Source organism: Dactylosporangium sp. NPDC005572, from assembly GCF_040605515.1.
In the GTDB taxonomy this organism is placed as follows: Bacteria; Actinomycetota; Actinomycetes; order Mycobacteriales; family Micromonosporaceae; genus Dactylosporangium.
In genome coordinates this window covers 1-16,236 of record NZ_JBEXCY010000075.1, presented here as the reverse complement: position 1 = coordinate 16,236, position 16,236 = coordinate 1, and the positions used below count along the sequence as shown (strand labels likewise).

Sequence of the window (16,236 nt, the reverse complement as noted above, 5' to 3'; positions counted from 1 at the left end):
GGAGCCTCTGGATGACCGCGGAACCACCCGCCGTCGAGCTCAAGGGGATCACCAAAAGATTCCCCGGCGTTGTGGCGAACTCTGACGTCAACCTCACCGTCCGGAAGGGCACGATCCACGCGATCGTCGGTGAGAACGGTGCAGGCAAGTCGACCCTCATGAAGATCCTCTACGGCATGCAGCCGCCGGACGAGGGTGAGATCGTGATCGAGGGCAAGCCGGTCCGCTTCTCGTCGCCGCAGGGCGCGATCGAGGCCGGCATCGGCATGGTCCACCAGCACTTCATGCTCGCCGACAACTTCACCGTCACGGAGAACGTGGTCCTGGGCGCGGAGAAGCTGCACGGCATCGGCGGGCCGGCCAAGGACCGGATCCGGGAGGTCTCCGAGCGGTACGGGCTGGGGGTCGACCCCGACGAGCTGGTCGAGGACCTGGGCGTGGGCGACCGCCAGCGGGTCGAGATCCTCAAGGTGCTCTACCGCGGCGCGCGGATCCTCATCCTCGACGAGCCGACCGCGGTCCTCGTGCCGCAGGAGGTCGACGAGCTCTTCGGCAACCTGCGTGAGCTCATCCGCGAGGGCCTGACCGTCCTGTTCATCTCGCACAAGCTCGACGAGGTGCGGGCCGTCGCCGACGACATCACCGTCATCCGGCGCGGCACCACGGTCGCCTCGGTCAAGCCGGCCGACGTGACCGCCCGCGAGCTGGCGACGCTCATGGTCGGTAGTGAGCTGCCCAGCCCGGAGGCCCGCGAGTCGACCGTCACCGACGTCCCGGCGCTGGTCGTCGAGGGGCTCACGGTCCTCGGCGCGGACGGCCGCCCGCTCGTCGCCGACGCGACGTTCACGATCCACCGGGGCGAGGTCGTCGGCATCGCCGGCGTCGAGGGCAACGGCCAGGCCGAGCTCGCCGAGGCGATCGTGGGCATGCGGCCGGCCACCGGCACGATCCGGCTCGGCGACACCGACGTGTCCGGCTGGCCCACCCGCCGGCGGCGCGAGGCCGGCATCGGCTACATCCCGGAGGACCGGCACCGCCAGGGCCTGCTGCTCGACGCGCCGCTCTGGGAGAACCGGATCCTCGGCCACCAGACCGAGAAGCCCAACGCCCGCGGCTTCCTCATCGACGTCGGCGGGGCGCGGCGCGACACGACCCGGATCGTGGCCGAGTACGACGTGCGCACCCCCAGCATCGACGTCGCCGCCGTGGCGCTCTCCGGCGGCAACCAGCAGAAGCTCATCGTCGGCCGGGAGATGAGCCACGCGCCCAAGGTGCTCATCGCCGCCCACCCGACCCGCGGGGTCGACGTGGGCGCCCAGGCCGCGATCTGGGACCACATCCGCAACGCGCGCATCGCCGGCATGGGCGTGCTGCTCATCTCGGCCGACCTCGACGAGCTCATCGGCCTGTCCGACTCGCTCAAGGTGATCTACGGCGGCCGGCTGGTGGCCGACGCCGACCCGGCAACCGTCACCCCCGAGCAGCTCGGGACCGCCATGACCGGCGCATCCGGCGAGCAGGAGGCCGCAGCATGACCGCCCCCGTGACCGGCGCCCGGCGCATCGACCTCGGCAAGCTGCTGCCGCAGCTCATCGCACCGGTCGCGGCGCTGGCCCTCGCGGCGGCGATCTCGTCGATCGCGCTGCTGATCAGCGACAAGGACCCGATCAACGCCTTCAAGCAGATGTACGACTTCGGCCTCACGCCGGACTCCCAGGTGGAGATCCTGAACAAGGCCAGCGAGTTCTACATCGCCGCCGTCGCGGTCGCCATCGGGTTCAAGATGGGCCTGTTCAACATCGGCGTCGAGGGCCAGTCGAAGGTCGGCGCCTTCTTCGCCGGGGCCCTGGCCAGTGCCTCGTTCATGAGCTGGATGCCCGGCCCGCTGCGGATCGTGCTGATCATCGTCGTGGCGATGATCTTCGGCGCGCTGTGGTCGCTCATCGCGGCGCTGCTCAAGACCCAGCGCGGGGTGAGCGAGGTCATCTCCACCCTGATGCTCAACGCCATCGGCGGTCTGGTCGTCACCTGGCTGCTCAACGAGCACTGGGGCGTGCAGGAGCCGGGCGCCCAGATCAAGACCACCGGCATCCTGCCCGAGAACTCCTGGATGCCCGGCCTGCCGATCGTCTCCGGCACCGATCAGAAGGTGCTCGGCTTCCTGGTCATCGCGGTCATCCTCGGCGTCGTCTACTGGTTCGGCATCGGTCGCACGCGCTTCGGCTTCGACCTGCGGGCCACCGGCTACAACCCGAGCGCCGCCGTGGCCAGCGGCGTCGACGCCAAGCGCATGGTCATCACCGCGATGCTGGTCTCCGGCGCCATCGCCGGCCTGGTCAACCTGCCCCGCATGCTCGGCGAGAGCCACACCTACACCGAGGGCTTCGGCGGTATCGGCTTCACCGGCATCGCGGTCGCCCTGCTCGGGCGCAACCACCCGATCGGCATGGCGCTCGGCGCGCTGCTGTGGGGCTTCCTCGGACGCTCCCAGCTGATCCTCGACCTGGAGGGCATCCCGAAGGAGATCGTCCTGATCATGCAGGGCGTCGCCGTGCTCTCCGTCGTCATCGCCTACGAGCTCGCCGCCCGCATCGGCCGGCGCGCGCAGCAGAAACGGGTCGGCGTCGCAACCGCGGCCCCGGCCGGCTCGGCCCCTCTCGCCCCGACCGCCGAGAACCCGACCGCCGCCGAGGAGTCGAAGTGACCGCCGACACGATGCTCTCGACCGCCCCGGCGGCCCCGGCGGGCAAGCCGAAGACGCGGCGGTTGAGCACCCCGAAGATCCTGCTGATCATCTCCGGCGTGCTGATCGGCCTGTCCCTGGTCCACTGGCTGACCGGCGCCGACGACGTCACCTCGCAGGGTGCGATCCAGGCCGCCCTGCAGGCCGCGATCCCGCTCGGCCTGGCCGGCCTCGGCGGGCTGTGGTCCGAGCGGGCCGGCGTGGTCAACATCGGCCTGGAGGGCCAGCTCATCCTGGGCACCTGGTTCGGCGCCTGGGGCAGCATCGAGTTCGGGCCGTGGGTCGGGCTGCTGCTCGGCATCCTGGGCGGCGCGGTCGGCGGGCTTGTGCACGCGGTCGCGACCGTCACGTTCGGCGTCGACCACATCATCTCCGGTGTGGCGATGACGATCCTGGCGCCGGGGCTCGCGCGGTACCTCTCCTTCCTCGCCTGGAGCGACACGCCCGGCGCCGGCGCGACCCAGTCGCCGACCGCGCAGCGGCTGCCGCGCGTCTCGGTGCCGTTCGTCGACGACCTGGCCGGGCTCGAGCGGCGGCAGTGGTTCCTGGTCAGCGACGTCGCCGGCGTGCTGCGCGGCCTCCTGGTCGACGTGTCGATCGTGACGATCCTCGCGGTACTGCTGATCCCGCTGAGCTGGTGGCTCCTGTGGCGCACCTCGTTCGGCCTGCGGGTGCGCTCCGTCGGTGAGGATCCGCACGCGGCCGAGAGCCTCGGCATCAACGTTTACCTTTACAAGTACTACGGCGTGATCATCTCCGGCGCGATGGCCGGCCTGGGCGGCGTGTTCCTGTCGACGGTCAGCTCCGCGATCTACCGCGAGGGCCAGACGGGCGGCCGCGGCTACATCGGCCTCGCCGCCATGATCTTCGGCAACTGGCGGCCGGGCGGCCTGGCGCTGGGCGCCGGTCTGTTCGGCTACACCGACGCGCTCCAGCTGCGAAGGGGCAGCGAGTCGGTACACGCCCTGCTCATCCTCGTCGGGGCGCTGCTGCTCGCGCTCGCCGTGTGGGAGTTCCGCCGGCGCAACCGTGTGGTGGCCATCTCTTCCGCCGTACTGGGCGTCCTGTCCTACGTATTGTTCTTCTCGGTGGACAAGATCCCGACGGCACTCGTGCAGGCCGCGCCCTACATCACGGTCCTCGTGGTGCTGGCGCTCGCCGCACAACGGCTCCGACCGCCTGCCGCGGACGGCAAGCCGTACAGACGCGGAGGATGACGACGGTGGAGCTGGACTGGGCCGCGCTGCGCCGCGCGGCCGTCACGGCGATGGAGCGCGCCTACGCGCCGTACTCGAAGTTCCCGGTCGGCGCGGCGGCGCTCGTCGACGACGGCCGGGTCGTCGTGGGCTGCAATGTGGAGAACGCGTCGTACGGGCTGGGCCTGTGCGCCGAGTGCGGGCTGGTCTCCAGCCTCCAGGTGACCGGCGGCGGGCGGCTCGTCGCGCTGGCCTGCGTCGACGCCGACGGGCGCCCGCTCATGCCGTGCGGGCGCTGCCGCCAGCTGCTCTGGGAGCACGGCGGCCCGACGCTGCTCATCGACCACGCGAGCGGCCCGGTGCCGATGTCGCAGCTGCTGCCGTTCGCGTTCGACGACACCGACCTGGCGCGCATCGCCGCCGAGCGGGACCGCCAGCCGACGGTCCCGGCGGCGCTCGCGCTCAAGGTCGGCAGCGGCACCGTCTTCGTCCACCCGGACGTAGCCGACGGCCGCCAGGTCTGGACGGCGTACTGGGAGCGCTCGTCGGGCACCGGCGACGACGAGCCGGCGGGCATCCTGGAGGAGGGCCCGTCCTGGGAAACCGCCGCCGAGGGCGTCAACTGGGGCCGGATCCGCACCCCGCGCGTCGTCGTGGTCGACGCGCAGGGCACTGCGAGCTGGGCCGGGGACACCCCCCGGCCGGCCGGCATCGAGCAGGACTGGAGCGCACCATGAGCTTCGCCGCGGTCGACATCATCCGCACCAAACGGGACAGGGGCGTCCTCAGCGACGCGCAGATCGACTGGGTGGTCGACGCCTACACGCGTGGCGTCGTCGCCGACGAGCAGATGTCGGCCCTGGCCATGGCCATCCTGCTCAACGGCATGACGCCCGGCGAGATCGCCCGCTGGACCGCCGCCATGATCGCGTCGGGCGAGCGGCTGGACCTGTCGAAGGTCGGCCGCCCGACGGTCGACAAGCACTCCACGGGCGGTGTGGGCGACAAGATCACGCTGCCGTTGACGCCCCTCGTCGCCGCTTTGGGCGCCGCGGTACCCCAGCTGTCCGGCCGCGGCCTCGGCCACACCGGCGGCACGCTGGACAAGCTGGAGGCCATCCCGGGCTTCGGCACCAAGCTGACGAACGAGCAGTTCGCCGAGCAGCTCCGCACGGTGGGCGCGGCCATCTGTGCCGCGGGGGAGGGCCTGGCCCCGGCCGACCGCAAGCTCTACGCGCTGCGCGACGTCACCGGCACCGTCGAGGCGATCCCGCTGATCGCCAGCTCGATCATGAGCAAGAAGATCGCCGAGGGCACCGGCGCGCTCGTCCTCGACGTGAAGTTCGGCTCGGGCGCCTTCATGCGTGACGTCGCCGACGCCCGCGAGCTCGCCCGCACGATGGTCGAGCTGGGCAAGGCGCACGACGTCACCACGGTCGCGCTGCTCACCGACATGGAGGTGCCGCTCGGCCGCGCGGTCGGGCACTCCGTCGAGGTCGAGGAGTCGCTGGAGGTGCTCGCCGGCGGCGGCCCGGCCGACGTGGTCGAGCTGACCCTCGCCCTGGCCCGGGAGATGCTCGACGCGGCCGGGCTGCCCGACGCCGACCCGCAGGCCGCGCTGGCCGACGGCCGCGCGATGGACGCGTGGAAGGCCATGGTCCGTGCGCAGGGCGGCGACCCCGAGGCGCCGCTGCCGGTCGCCGGCGAGGTCGAGCACATCACCGCCGACCGCGACGGCTACCTGGCCACCCTCGACGCGTACGCTGTCGGCGTGGCCGCCTGGCGCCTCGGCGCCGGCCGCGCCCGCAAGGAGGACCCGGTGAGCGCCTCGGCCGGGATCATCCTGCACCGCAAGCCCGGCGCGGCGGTCCGCGCCGGCGATGTGATCATGGAGCTGCGCGCCGAGGACGCGGCGCGCCTGCCGGCTGCCCTGGAGGTGGCCCGCGGCGCGGCGACGATCGCCGACGCTCCGCCCAACCCGCGCAAGCTCATCCTGGACAGGATCTCATGAACCCTCCTTTTGGCCGCGGCCTTCGGCTCTGGGCCGACTGATGCCCGAGCTCATCAAGGCCCCGACCCAGATCCCCGTGCCCGGCGGCAAGGTGATCGACGAGTACGTCGGCCGCGTCAACTCCGGCGAGAGCGCCGTGTCCGTCGCCAAGATGCTCGCCCCGGGCGGCTGGACGGAGCCGTTCCAGACGCCGGCGTTCGATGAGTTCACCGTGGTACTGCGGGGCACGGTCCGCGTCGAGCACGACGGCGGGGTCACGGACGTGTCCGCCGGTCAGGCGATCGTGACGCGGGCCGGCGAGCGGATCCGCTACACCACGCCCACCGAGGAGGGCGCGGAGTACATCGCGATCTGCCTCCCCGCGTTCGGTCCTGAGCTGGCCAATAGGGACCCGGACTAAACAACGGGTTACAGTGCGCGGGTGACCGACACGGCGCCCGATCCGCAGCGGGTCCGGGAGACCAGCCTCGAGGAGCTGCACCGCCTGCGGCTCCCGCTCCCGCCGCCGAACTTCCCGCTGTGCTGGGAGCCGGGAGACACCGTGGAGCTGCGTCCCGGGCCCGAGATCGAGGCGCGCACCGCCATCCTCAACGTGGTCCTGGCGCGGGCCCTCGGCATGCCGCCCGAGCTTGCGATGCAGTGGCTGCTGGAGGCTCGGCTGGTCGACCGGCTGACCCCGCCGGAGTGGCAGTTCGTCTCCGACGGCAAGGGCGACGAGCGGTCGTTCGCCCTGCACGCGGAGGCGATGTTCGCGCTGTCGTGGCTGCTCGGCATCGCGATGGACCTCGACCCGATGCGCCCGTCGCCCGACGGCCTGATGGAGCGCCTGCCCAACCTGGCCCAGGGGGAGTCGTTCCTGACCTGGCGCCGCCGCACGCTCGCGGCGCCGCGTGACGCGGCCTCGGCCGCCGTCCAGCTCGACCTGTATTACTGCTTGGACTGGTCCTTCCTGGAGGCGGAGCGGCGCCGGCTGCCGCCGCCGGGACAGATCGACTCCAACGCGGTGGGGCAGCGTCGCTGGGCGCTCGAGTGGGCCGTGATCTTCGCCGGCCCGTACCACGGTAAACCCCCGAACTGGGAAGAGGTCGACCTCTCGACGTAGGCCCTCACCGGCGCCGCCACACGGTCAGCTCCACCGCTGCCGTCACGGCGATCGGCTCCGGCATCCCCCGCAGCGCGGCCTCGACCGCCGCGGGGTCGGTGTGCCACGCGCTCGGACCCATCGCCACCAGCGCCTGCGCCTCCGCGTGCCGCAGCCGCAGCGGCGCGGTCAGCCGCCGGCGTTCTTCCAGGTCGAACACTTCGCCGAGGCCGGCCGCCAGGCGGGCCGGCTTGTCCGGGCCGACGCCGAGCAGGCCCAGCGCCGCAACCAGTTCGCCGAGGTGCTCCGGGGCCGGCGTGACCACGACCAGCCGGCCGCCCGGTCGCAGGACCCGCGCGAACTCCTCCGGCGAGCGGGGCGCGAAGACGTCGAGGACGGCGTCGGCCGCGCCGTCGGCCAGCGGGAGGCCGTGCCAGACGTCGGCCCGCACGGCACCGATGCGCGGGTCGGCCCGGGCCGCCCGGCGCAGCGCGGCCTTGGACACGTCGACGGCCAGCCCGAAGGCGTCCGGTGGCAGCGCCCGGGCCAGGTGGTGGGCGGTCCCGGCGCCGACCTCGACGACGAACCCGGCGCCCGGCAGCGACGCGGCCAGCGCGTCGGAGATCAGGTCGTAGTGGCCCCCGCTCAGCAGGTCGACCCGCGCCTGGACCATCTCGGCGCTGTCCCCGGGGTGGGTGACCCGGCCCGCCGTGAGGTCGACGTACCCCTGCCGGGCGACGTCGAACGAGTGCCCCCGCGGGCAGCGCAGCGACCGCTCGGCGGCGTGCAGCGGATCCCGGCAGACCGGACAGCGCAGATATGTGATGACGGCGGGGTGCACCCCACTAGTGTCGTTCCATGTCCACCATGGCTGCTCCCACCTACGACGAGATCCGTCGCGCGCCCAAGGCCCTGCTCCACGATCACCTCGACGGGGGGCTGCGGCCCGCCACCATCCTCGACCTGGCCGCCGGGATCGGCCACGAGCTGCCCGCGGCGACGCCGGAGGGGCTCGGCGAGTGGTTCGTGGCGGCCGCCGACTCCGGCTCCCTGGAGCGGTACCTGGAGACCTTCGCCCACACCGTGGCCGTCATGCAGACCGCCGAGTCCCTGCACCGGGTCGCCCGGGAGTGCGCGCTCGACCTGGCGACCGACGGCGTCGTCTACGCCGAGGTCCGCTTCGCCCCGGAGCAGCACCTCGAGCGAGGCCTCACGCTGCCCCAGGTGGTCGAGGCGGTGCTGGACGGGTTCCGCGACGGCTCGGCCGAGGCCGCGGCCGCCGGCAGCCCGATCCGGGTCGGCACGCTGCTGACCGCGATGCGGCACGCCGCGCGGTCCATGGAGATCGCCGAGCTCTCCGTGCGGTACCGCGACGCCGGCGTCGTCGGCTTCGACATCGCCGGGGCCGAGGCAGGCTTCCCGCCCACCCGGCACCTGGACGCCTTCGAATACCTCCAGCGCGAGAACTCGCATTTCACCATCCACGCCGGCGAGGCGTTCGGGCTCCCGTCGATCTGGCAGGCCATCCAGTGGTGCGGCGCCGACCGGCTCGGACACGGTGTGCGCATCGTCGACGACATCGGGCCGGACAATTCGCTCGGCCGGCTCGCCGCCTACGTTCGCGACAAGCGCATCCCGCTGGAACTGTGCCCGTCGTCGAACGTGCAGACCGGCGCCGCCGCCTCGATCCGGGAGCACCCGATCGGGCTGCTGCGTGACCTGCGGTTCCGGGTCACCGTCAACACCGACAACCGGCTGATGAGCGGCACTTCCATGAGCCGCGAGATGGCGCTGCTGGTCGAGGCCTTCGGCTACGGCTGGTCGGAGTTGCAGTGGTTCACGGTGAATGCCATGAAGAGTGCGTTCATTCCGTTCGATGAAAGGCTGGCCTTGATCAACGATGTGATCAAGCCCGCGTATGCCAAGCTGGCCTGATCGTCGGGCCGGGATGTCCGGCTTTGTCGTCCGCGATCATCTGGGTGCATCGGGTAAATCGCCCAGGGTGCACGGACGATAGCCGGATATCCCTACCAAACGGACCTTTCTTTCATCCTGGTGCATATCGTGCAGCGCGAGACCTGGGCTTTCTTCTTGGGACGCGACATGGTGGAATCTCGGGGGTCTGGCCCAGTAGGGTCGGCCGGTCGCGGGTGCCTGCTGTTCCACAAGGCGCCGGTTCGGAGGGCGGTGAAGTGAGCAAACGGCCACAGACGCGGGAGCCCGTCTCGTCGCGTCTGCGTTTCCCGGTCGGAAGGCTCCGAGACCTGCCGATCTGGTCGAAGCTCGGCCTGATCATGATCGTCCCCATCATCGCGACGATCGTGGTCGGCACGAACGGTCTGGTGGGCAACATCGGCGAGGCGAACGACGCCGACCGTGCCCGCACCCTCTCCGGCCTGTCGCTGCAGGCCTCCCGCCTGATCCACGAGCTGCAGAGCGAGCGCGCCAACGCGGCCCTGCTGCTCGGCGTGATCGGCAAGGCCGGCGACGTCGAGGCCCGCGCCACCTTCGAGCGGCAGGTCCAGAAGACCGACGACGTGAGCAAGGACTACCGGCTCACCCGCTCCGGTCTCGCCGACCCGCCGGAGGAATTCCGCAGGCAGCTCACCACGATCGACACGCAGCTGCTCGACCTGTCCGGGATGCGCAAGCAGATCACCGAGGGCGGCAAGGAGCTGCCGGCGAGCGTCGTCGTCAGCAAGTACCGCACGCTGATCGACGACCTGCTCGGCATCCGCGACAGCGCCGCGGAGCTGTCCAGCAACCCGTCGCTGGGTGCCGACATGCGCGCCGCAGCCGCGATCTCGGAGATGAAGGAGCAGGTCGCGCTGGAGCGCGTCGTCGTGCTCCGGGCCCTGACCAGCAACGTGTTCAGCCCGCAGCTGCGCAAGGAGTTCAGCGCCACGCTCACCGGCTACGACCAGGCCGAGGAGCAGTTCCGCATCGTCTCCGAGCCCTGGCACCGCGACCTCTTCGACAAGAAGATCGCCGGTTCCGACCTGCGCGAGGCCGCCCAGTTCGAGGGCAAGCTGACGCCGGTGACCACCGACGCGCTGCCGGATGACCGGCCGACGACCCAGGCGTGGGACAACGCCATGGTCAACAAGGCGAACCTGCTCCGCGGCATCGAGAGCGAGTTCGACGAGCACAACATCGAAGCCGCGACGGCCCACCGCAACGACTTGCAGCGCCAGGTGCTCGTCACCGCCGGTGCCCTGCTCGGCATGCTGCTGCTGGCCATCCTCTTCGCCTGGATCGTGGCCCGGTCGATGGCCCGCTCGCTGCGCGAGCTGCGCCACGGCGCCCTGACGGTCGCGCAGTTCGGCCTGCCGCAGGCGGTGCAGCGACTGCGTGACCCGTCCCTGGCCACCCAGATGTCGCCACATCAGGTGGCGTTGCAGATCGCCGAACCACTACCGGTCCGTAGTCGCGACGAGTTCGGTCAGGTGGCCGAGGCGTTCAACGCCGTCCACCTGGAGGCCGTCCGCACCGCGGCCGAGCAGGCCGCGCTGCGCGCCTCCGTCGCGACGATGTTCGTCAACCTCGCCCGCCGCTCCCAGATCCTGGTCGACCGGCTCATCGGTCACCTCGACCGGCTGGAGCGCGGCGAGGAGGACCCCGACCGCCTGGCCGAGCTCTTCCAGCTCGACCACCTGGCCACCCGGATGCGCCGCAACGACGAGAACCTTCTGGTCCTCGCCGGCGCCGACTCGACCCGCATCCAGCGCGAGCCCGCCCCGCTCATGGACGTGCTCCGCGCCGCGCAGTCCGAGGTCGAGCACTACACGCGCATCGAGTTCGGCATGATCGACCGGGACATCGAGATCGCGGCCCACGCGGTCAACGACATGGTCCACCTGGTCGCCGAGCTGCTCGACAACGCGACCGCCTTCTCGCCGCCGGACTCGGCCGTCATCGTCGAGGCCCGCCGCGTGGGCGACCGCTCGGTGCTCCTGGTCGAGGACCACGGCATCGGCATCTCGCCCGAGCAGCTGGCCGAGCTCAACGACCGCCTCGCCAACCCGCCGATGGTCGACGTCGCCGTCTCCCGGATGATGGGCCTCGTCGTGGTCGCCCGGCTGGCGGCCCGGCACGGCGTCAAGGTCGAGCTGCGGACCGCGCGCGAGCGCGGCACCGTCGCCGACGTCACGCTGCCGGCCGGCGTGCTCGTGCCGCGGGCGCTGTCCGGGCGGGCGACCGCCGGGATGCCGACCGCCGGCATGCCCGCCGTCGGCCCCAACGACATGGTCCAGGCCCGGCCCATCCCGGCCGGCCCGGCCAACCAGTCCCCGCGCTCGCCGCTCGCCTCACCGCTGGCGCTGGAGAGCGGGCCCACCAACGGGCCGCGCTTCGGCACGCTCACCAGCAGCGGGCTCTTCGGCGGGCAGGGCAACACGGGCGAGCGCCCGACGGTCAACGGCTTCGCCAACGGCGCGCCGCCGCGTCCGGCCCCGCCGGTCGAGCGGCCTTCGTTCGGCGGCCCGCCGCCGCGTCAGGGTCCCTCCAACGGCAACGGCGGGCGAAGCCTGCCGGCCTGGTCCGACCTGACCGGCGTCGACAACCATGACGACGACCCCTACTCCTCGCGGCGCAACCCGCCCAGCGACCTCAACCCGCTGCCGCAGCGGCGGGCCAACGAGAACTGGACGCTCGACGGCGAGGTCGCCGACGACGCCGAGGTGAGCGGTCAGATCCCGCGTCAGCGGTCGGAGACGGTCGAGCCGCCGGCGGCGTTCGCGCCGCCCGCGTGGCCGCCGGCCTCCACCCCGGCGCCGCCGCCGCACCTTCAGCAGCCGCCCGCGCCCGAGCCGATGTACCACCAGCCGGAGCCGCAGCCGCAGCCGGCCGTCGACATGACGGCCGAGATCCCGCGGGTGCGTCTCGACTGGGACCCGGCGCCGGCGGAGACCGACACCGCGAGCTCGCGCCAGCGGTTCGTCGACGAGACGATGGAGCTGCCGATCTTCCGGGAGCTCGAGTCGGCGTGGTTCCAGACGACGAGCAAGCGGCCGACGTTCGACGACCCCGCGCCGGTGGCCCAGCCCACCGATTCGCCGGTCCAGAACGGCACGTCCGCGACCCGGCCCGTCGAGGTCACCTACAGCGACGCTCCGTCCCCATACGTGCCGCCGCAGCGATTTGAAACCCGCACTCCGGGTGAAGGTTCGCGAGGTTCGGCCGACCGGACGACGGGCGTTCCGGCAGTAAACTGGCACACTGCGGCAGACGAAGGATGGCAAGCGGCATCGGCACTCGCCGAAGCGCAGGAATTCTCTACGACCGATCGGGGTTTGCCCAAGCGGGTCCCGATGTCGCAGCTGGTTCCCGGAGGGGTCGAAAAGGCCACCGCCAGTGCGCACAAGCGGACGCCGGAGTCCGTGCGCGGCCTGTTGTCGGCGTACCACCGAGGCGTTCAGCGCGGCCGCACGCGGTCCGACGACTCGAAAACCCCGGAGCCGACTTCGGCCGGGCCTCAAAACTCGCAGGTTGGCAAGGAGCAAGAGGCATGACTTCTACGCAGGATCTCGGTTGGCTCCTCGCCAACTTCGCAGACCGGGTGCCTGGGGTGGCCCATGCGGTTGCCGTCTCGGCCGACGGTCTGCTGTTGGCGGCCTCTCGTGATCTGCCGCGTGACCGGGGCGACCAGCTCGCCGCGATCGCGTCCGGCTTGGTGAGCCTGACCCAGGGCGCCTCCCGCTGCTTCGAGGGCGGTGCGGTGCTCCAGACGGTCGTGGAAATGGACAACGGCTTCCTGTTCCTGATGTCGATCTCCGATGGCTCGTCGTTCGCGGTCCTCGCGGCCCGCGCCTGCGACGTCGGTCAGGTCGGCTACGAAATGGCGCTGCTGGTCGATAGGGTCGGTGACGCACTGACGCCTCCGCCTCGGCCAACCGCCTCTATGCTCGGCTGAAGCTGAATTAGGTGACAGAGCTCTACGAGTTATTTGCTGTTGACGAGGCCCGACGAGTGAGGAGGTGAACGGCGAACATGGCCGAACGCGATGAGCCAACGGGCGCGTTGGTAAGGCCGTACGCCGTCACCCGAGGTCGCACCAAGCCCAAGCTTGAAATTGCGATCGAGGCGCTGGTCGAGACCACCGTGCGTGGCCGTGCGGCCAATACGAGGCCGGGCGGCACGCACGGCCAGGAGCAGCAATACATCTCCACGCTTTGCGACGGTCGCTTGCAGTCTCTCGCCGAGATCGCGGCGCGCATGCAGCTCCCGCTGGGTGTCGCCCGGGTCATCGTGGCGGACATGGCTGCCGATGGACTGGTCGCGGTGTACGAGCCGACCTCGCTCGACGATAACGAGTCGGTGGGCACAGAACTGCTTGAGAGGGTGCTGAGTGGACTTCGGAGGCTCTGACGTGGCGGTCCGCCCAGGGCGGGTCACGTCAGCGAAGATCGTCATCGCCGGTGGTTTCGGCGTGGGCAAGACCACACTGGTCGGATCGGTCTCGGAGATTACCCCGCTGACCACCGAGGCCATCATGACCTCCGCCGGTGTCGGTGTCGATGACACCCGCAACGTGCCCGGCAAGACCACGACCACGGTCGCGATGGACTTCGGTCGCATCTCGATCGACCGTGATCTCATTCTGTACCTCTTCGGCACGCCGGGCCAGACGCGTTTCTGGTTCATGTGGGACGAACTGGTGCGGGGCGCGATCGGCGCGGTCGTGATGGTGGACACGCGGCGTCTCGCCGACTGCTTCGCCGCCATCGACTTTTTCGAGCACCGCCGGCTGCCGTATCTGGTCGCCATCAACTGCTTCGACGGCGTTCAGTACCACAACGCCGACGATGTCCGGGAGGCCCTCGCGGTCTCCAGCGACATCCCGGTCGTGTCGTGCGACGCCCGCTCGCGCGAGTCGACGAAGAACGTGCTCATCTCCCTGGTGGAGTATGTGCTGTCGATGCGCCGCACCCGCGCCACCGCTCCCGCGTAACCCCCGCGGCGCGCACCACTCACTCAGCCGCTGACGCGCACCGAGTAGCCCGAGAGGGACACTCGGTGCGCGTTTGTGTCCGCACAGGTTACGTTCCGCATCGCTTCGCTCACTGCGTCGAGATGGCGGGCTGCAGGGCCGCTGAGGGCATCCGGCAGCGTCGATGGTATACCCGGCTACCCCCACGACTCACGGCGGCCGCTGCGGGCCACTGAGGGCATACGAAAGGGCCGCCCACCGGAAGTCCGGGGGCGGCCCTTGTCGCGTTCGTGGTGTCAGCGGCGAGCCGAGCGGTACTCGTACTCGCGCTCCTGGTAGTCCCGGCTCGCCTCGCGGCTGAAGTCCCAGCCGCCGGCCGACTCGCGGCCCGGCCGGCCGCCGACCGCGAAGCCGCCGACCTCCTGGCCGCGGCGCCAGCCGCGGAAGTAGCCGGTGGTGTGCGCGGCGATCTGGGCCGCGTCGCGGACGATGCGCAGCGGGCGCTCCGGCGCGTTGACCGGGGCACCGGGCACCAGGTTCTGCTGCGGGACGCGCCGCGGCAGGCCCGAGTGGGTCTCCTCGACGACCTCCGGCGCGCTGGCCCGCTGGGCCGCCTGCCAGGCCGAGTCGTTCGAGTTCTCCCAGCTGACGGCCGGACGCTCGACCGGCTGCTCGGCGTCTGCGTCGGCGTCCCAGTCGGTGAACCAGGCGGACCGGGCCGCGGCGAAGATCAGCAGGTCGCCGTCGCCGTCGTCGGCGGGCTTGGCGGCGGCCTCGGCGCGCTCGGCCGCGGCGCGGCGGCTGCGGCCGGCGCCGCTGCCGCTGCTGCGGGCCGTGGCGCGCTCGGTCGACTGCTCCACCAGGCGGAGCGCGGGCGGCTCGAAGCGGAACTCGCCGCTGTAGTCGCCGCTCAGTTCGCCGCTGTAGCCCGCGGCCAGGGCCGGGTCCGGCACCGGGGCCGGCTCGACCAGCCGAAGGCCCGCCGGCTCGGCCGGCAGGTCGCCGGTCTGCCACGGCGGGGGCACACGGCCCTCGCGCTGGCGGGGCAGCTCGACCTGGCGCTCGGCCGGACGCTCAGCGAGGCGCTCGGCCGGACGCTCAGCGGGGCGCTCGGCCGGACGCTCAGCGGGGCGCTCGGCCGGACGCTCCGACCGGGACCGCTCGCTGCGCGGGATCTCGCCGCGGGGACGCTCGGACCGGGGGATCTCCGTCCGGGGCCGCTCCGACCGCGGTATCTCGGTGCGGGACCGCTCGCTGCGGGCCGGCTCGGCTTCGGCGGCCTCGGCGCGGTTGCGCTCGGCCCGCCGCGACTCGGAACGCGTCGGCTGCTCGTCGAACTCGGCCGAGCGGCTCCGCTCGGAGCGGCTGCGCTCGGACCGGGGGCGGTCCGACCGGCTCAGCTCGGACCGGCTCAGGATCTCCGACCGCCCGATGTCCGACGAACGACCCAGGTCGGCGGACCGCTCCAGGTCGAGGTCGGCCGGCGGCGCCGGGATGTCGCTCAGGCGGGGCAGGCTGCTCAGCTCGGACGACGGCGCCAGGGGGTCGGAGAACGAGAACGGCTCTGAGCCGTTGAGCGGCCATCCGGGTCGGGGGCCCGGCGCCTGGGCGGCCGGGTCGAGGACGGGCGGCTCGCCGAGCGAGCTCAGGTCGCTCAGCCGCATCGAGCCGGTGTCGACCGGCGGCACCGAGGTGACCGAGGCGGCCGGCGGTGCGGAGGCCGAGGCGAGCGGGTCGTAGCCGTACGAGGTCTCGAAGCGCGAGGGAAGCGAGGGCTCGGCCGGCTCGAGGCCCGCGATCAGCGGGGCGATGCCCGGCGGAGGCGGCGGCATGAGCGAGGTGAACTGCGGCTCGGTCGCCGTGGGCGGCGGGATGACCGGCTCCGGCGCCACGGGCGGCGGCGCGACCGGTGCGGGCGCCACCGGCAGCGGCGCCACGGGCTTCGGCTGCGGAGGCGGACCCTGCAGCGGTACCGGAATCGACTGCATCGACGCCGGAACGGGCTGCTGCTGGAAGGTCGGCGGGATCGGCGGCGCCGGCGCGTAGGTCGGCGCCGGCGGCGTGTAGGGCGCCGGGCTGTACCCGGGCGGGGTCGACGTGACCGGCGGCGCCGAGGTCACCGACGCGGCGGCCGGCGTGTAGCCGGGCGGCGTCGAGATGACCGGCGACGTGGACAGCCCGGGCGGCGCCGACACGACGGCGGCCGGCGGCGCGGAGACGACCGGCGGCTGGGCCTGGAGGCGTACCTCATCCGCGAGGCCGGCGTCGACGGCTCAC

Annotated in this window: 14 protein-coding genes; 12 read left to right on the top strand and 2 right to left on the bottom strand. The window is 72.1% G+C overall.

The window, feature by feature from the left end; translation table 11 throughout:
• The first annotated feature begins 11 nt into the window (after positions 1-11).
• The 7 genes from ABZS66_RS30460 to ABZS66_RS30430 are packed head-to-tail and all read left to right on the top strand — an operon-like array spanning position 12 to position 7,052.
• The gene (locus ABZS66_RS30460) at positions 12-1,535 is read left to right on the top strand and encodes an ABC transporter ATP-binding protein (RefSeq protein ID WP_354763613.1); all 1,524 of its coding nucleotides are present in this window, start codon (positions 12-14) and stop codon (positions 1,533-1,535) included.
• Positions 1,532-2,704 carry an ABC transporter permease gene (locus tag ABZS66_RS30455; protein WP_354763611.1) on the top strand — a complete coding sequence of 391 codons (1,173 nt, stop codon included), beginning with the start codon at positions 1,532-1,534 and terminating at the stop codon, positions 2,702-2,704. The genes ABZS66_RS30460 and ABZS66_RS30455 overlap by 4 nt, the downstream gene beginning before the upstream one ends.
• Positions 2,701-3,960, top strand: a complete 1,260-nt coding sequence (locus tag ABZS66_RS30450; protein ID WP_354763609.1) for an ABC transporter permease — start codon at positions 2,701-2,703, stop codon at positions 3,958-3,960. The genes ABZS66_RS30455 and ABZS66_RS30450 overlap by 4 nt, the downstream gene beginning before the upstream one ends.
• A gap of 5 nt (positions 3,961-3,965) precedes the next feature.
• Positions 3,966-4,676 (top strand): cytidine deaminase, encoded by a 711-nt coding sequence (locus tag ABZS66_RS30445; protein ID WP_354763673.1) that lies wholly within the window; start codon positions 3,966-3,968, stop codon positions 4,674-4,676.
• Entirely contained in the window at positions 4,673-5,950 is a 1,278-nt protein-coding gene (locus ABZS66_RS30440) for a thymidine phosphorylase (protein ID WP_354763607.1), read from the top strand. The genes ABZS66_RS30445 and ABZS66_RS30440 overlap by 4 nt, the downstream gene beginning before the upstream one ends.
• Before the next feature lie 40 nt (positions 5,951-5,990).
• On the top strand, positions 5,991-6,350 hold the full coding sequence (locus tag ABZS66_RS30435) for a cupin domain-containing protein (protein WP_354763605.1): 360 nt from the start codon (positions 5,991-5,993) through the stop codon (positions 6,348-6,350).
• A gap of 21 nt (positions 6,351-6,371) precedes the next feature.
• Positions 6,372-7,052 carry a DUF4272 domain-containing protein gene (locus ABZS66_RS30430; protein ID WP_354763604.1) on the top strand — a complete coding sequence of 227 codons (681 nt, stop codon included), beginning with the start codon at positions 6,372-6,374 and terminating at the stop codon, positions 7,050-7,052.
• Positions 7,053-7,056: 4 nt separating this feature from the next.
• Here the strand turns inward: ABZS66_RS30430 and ABZS66_RS30425 are convergent, their stop codons facing one another.
• Complete coding sequence (locus ABZS66_RS30425) at positions 7,057-7,872, bottom strand: putative RNA methyltransferase (protein ID WP_354763602.1); 816 nt, start codon at positions 7,870-7,872, stop codon at positions 7,057-7,059.
• Positions 7,873-7,898: 26 nt separating this feature from the next.
• On the opposite strand from ABZS66_RS30425, the gene ABZS66_RS30420 reads away from it, so the two are divergent.
• The 5 genes from ABZS66_RS30420 to ABZS66_RS30400 all read left to right on the top strand — a co-directional run bounded on the left by ABZS66_RS30420 (position 7,899) and on the right by ABZS66_RS30400 (position 13,980).
• The gene (locus ABZS66_RS30420) at positions 7,899-8,966 is read left to right on the top strand and encodes an adenosine deaminase (RefSeq protein WP_354763600.1); all 1,068 of its coding nucleotides are present in this window, start codon (positions 7,899-7,901) and stop codon (positions 8,964-8,966) included.
• Positions 8,967-9,325: 359 nt separating this feature from the next.
• Positions 9,326-12,541, top strand: a complete 3,216-nt coding sequence (locus ABZS66_RS30415) for a nitrate- and nitrite sensing domain-containing protein (RefSeq protein ID WP_354763598.1) — start codon at positions 9,326-9,328, stop codon at positions 12,539-12,541.
• A complete protein-coding gene (locus ABZS66_RS30410) occupies positions 12,538-12,942 on the top strand; it encodes a roadblock/LC7 domain-containing protein (RefSeq protein WP_033358336.1) in 405 nt (134 codons plus the stop codon). The genes ABZS66_RS30415 and ABZS66_RS30410 overlap by 4 nt, the downstream gene beginning before the upstream one ends.
• Positions 12,943-13,019: 77 nt before the next feature.
• Positions 13,020-13,397 (top strand): DUF742 domain-containing protein, encoded by a 378-nt coding sequence (locus tag ABZS66_RS30405; RefSeq protein ID WP_238008035.1) that lies wholly within the window; start codon positions 13,020-13,022, stop codon positions 13,395-13,397.
• Positions 13,378-13,980 (top strand): ATP/GTP-binding protein, encoded by a 603-nt coding sequence (locus ABZS66_RS30400; protein ID WP_354763595.1) that lies wholly within the window; start codon positions 13,378-13,380, stop codon positions 13,978-13,980. Before ABZS66_RS30405 ends, ABZS66_RS30400 begins: the two co-directional genes overlap by 20 nt.
• Positions 13,981-14,255: 275 nt before the next feature.
• Here the strand turns inward: ABZS66_RS30400 and ABZS66_RS30395 are convergent, their stop codons facing one another.
• Positions 14,256-16,154, bottom strand: coding sequence for a hypothetical protein (locus ABZS66_RS30395; RefSeq protein WP_354763594.1), 1,899 nt, complete (start codon positions 16,152-16,154; stop codon positions 14,256-14,258).
• Positions 16,155-16,236: the final 82 nt, after the last annotated feature.

What these genes read in the sequence shown, in the direction of transcription:
- ABZS66_RS30460 (WP_354763613.1), top strand. Translation starts at nt 12, where the DNA reads ATGACCGCGGAACCACCCGCCGTCGAGCTCAAGGGGATCACCAAAAGA.
- ABZS66_RS30455 (WP_354763611.1), top strand. Translation starts at nt 1,532, where the DNA reads ATGACCGCCCCCGTGACCGGCGCCCGGCGCATCGACCTCGGCAAGCTG.
- ABZS66_RS30440 (WP_354763607.1), top strand. Translation starts at nt 4,673, where the DNA reads ATGAGCTTCGCCGCGGTCGACATCATCCGCACCAAACGGGACAGGGGC.
- ABZS66_RS30435 (WP_354763605.1), top strand. Translation starts at nt 5,991, where the DNA reads ATGCCCGAGCTCATCAAGGCCCCGACCCAGATCCCCGTGCCCGGCGGC.
- ABZS66_RS30420 (WP_354763600.1), top strand. Translation starts at nt 7,899, where the DNA reads ATGGCTGCTCCCACCTACGACGAGATCCGTCGCGCGCCCAAGGCCCTG.
- ABZS66_RS30415 (WP_354763598.1), top strand. Translation starts at nt 9,326, where the DNA reads ATGATCGTCCCCATCATCGCGACGATCGTGGTCGGCACGAACGGTCTG.
- ABZS66_RS30410 (WP_033358336.1), top strand. Translation starts at nt 12,538, where the DNA reads ATGACTTCTACGCAGGATCTCGGTTGGCTCCTCGCCAACTTCGCAGAC.
- ABZS66_RS30405 (WP_238008035.1), top strand. Translation starts at nt 13,020, where the DNA reads ATGGCCGAACGCGATGAGCCAACGGGCGCGTTGGTAAGGCCGTACGCC.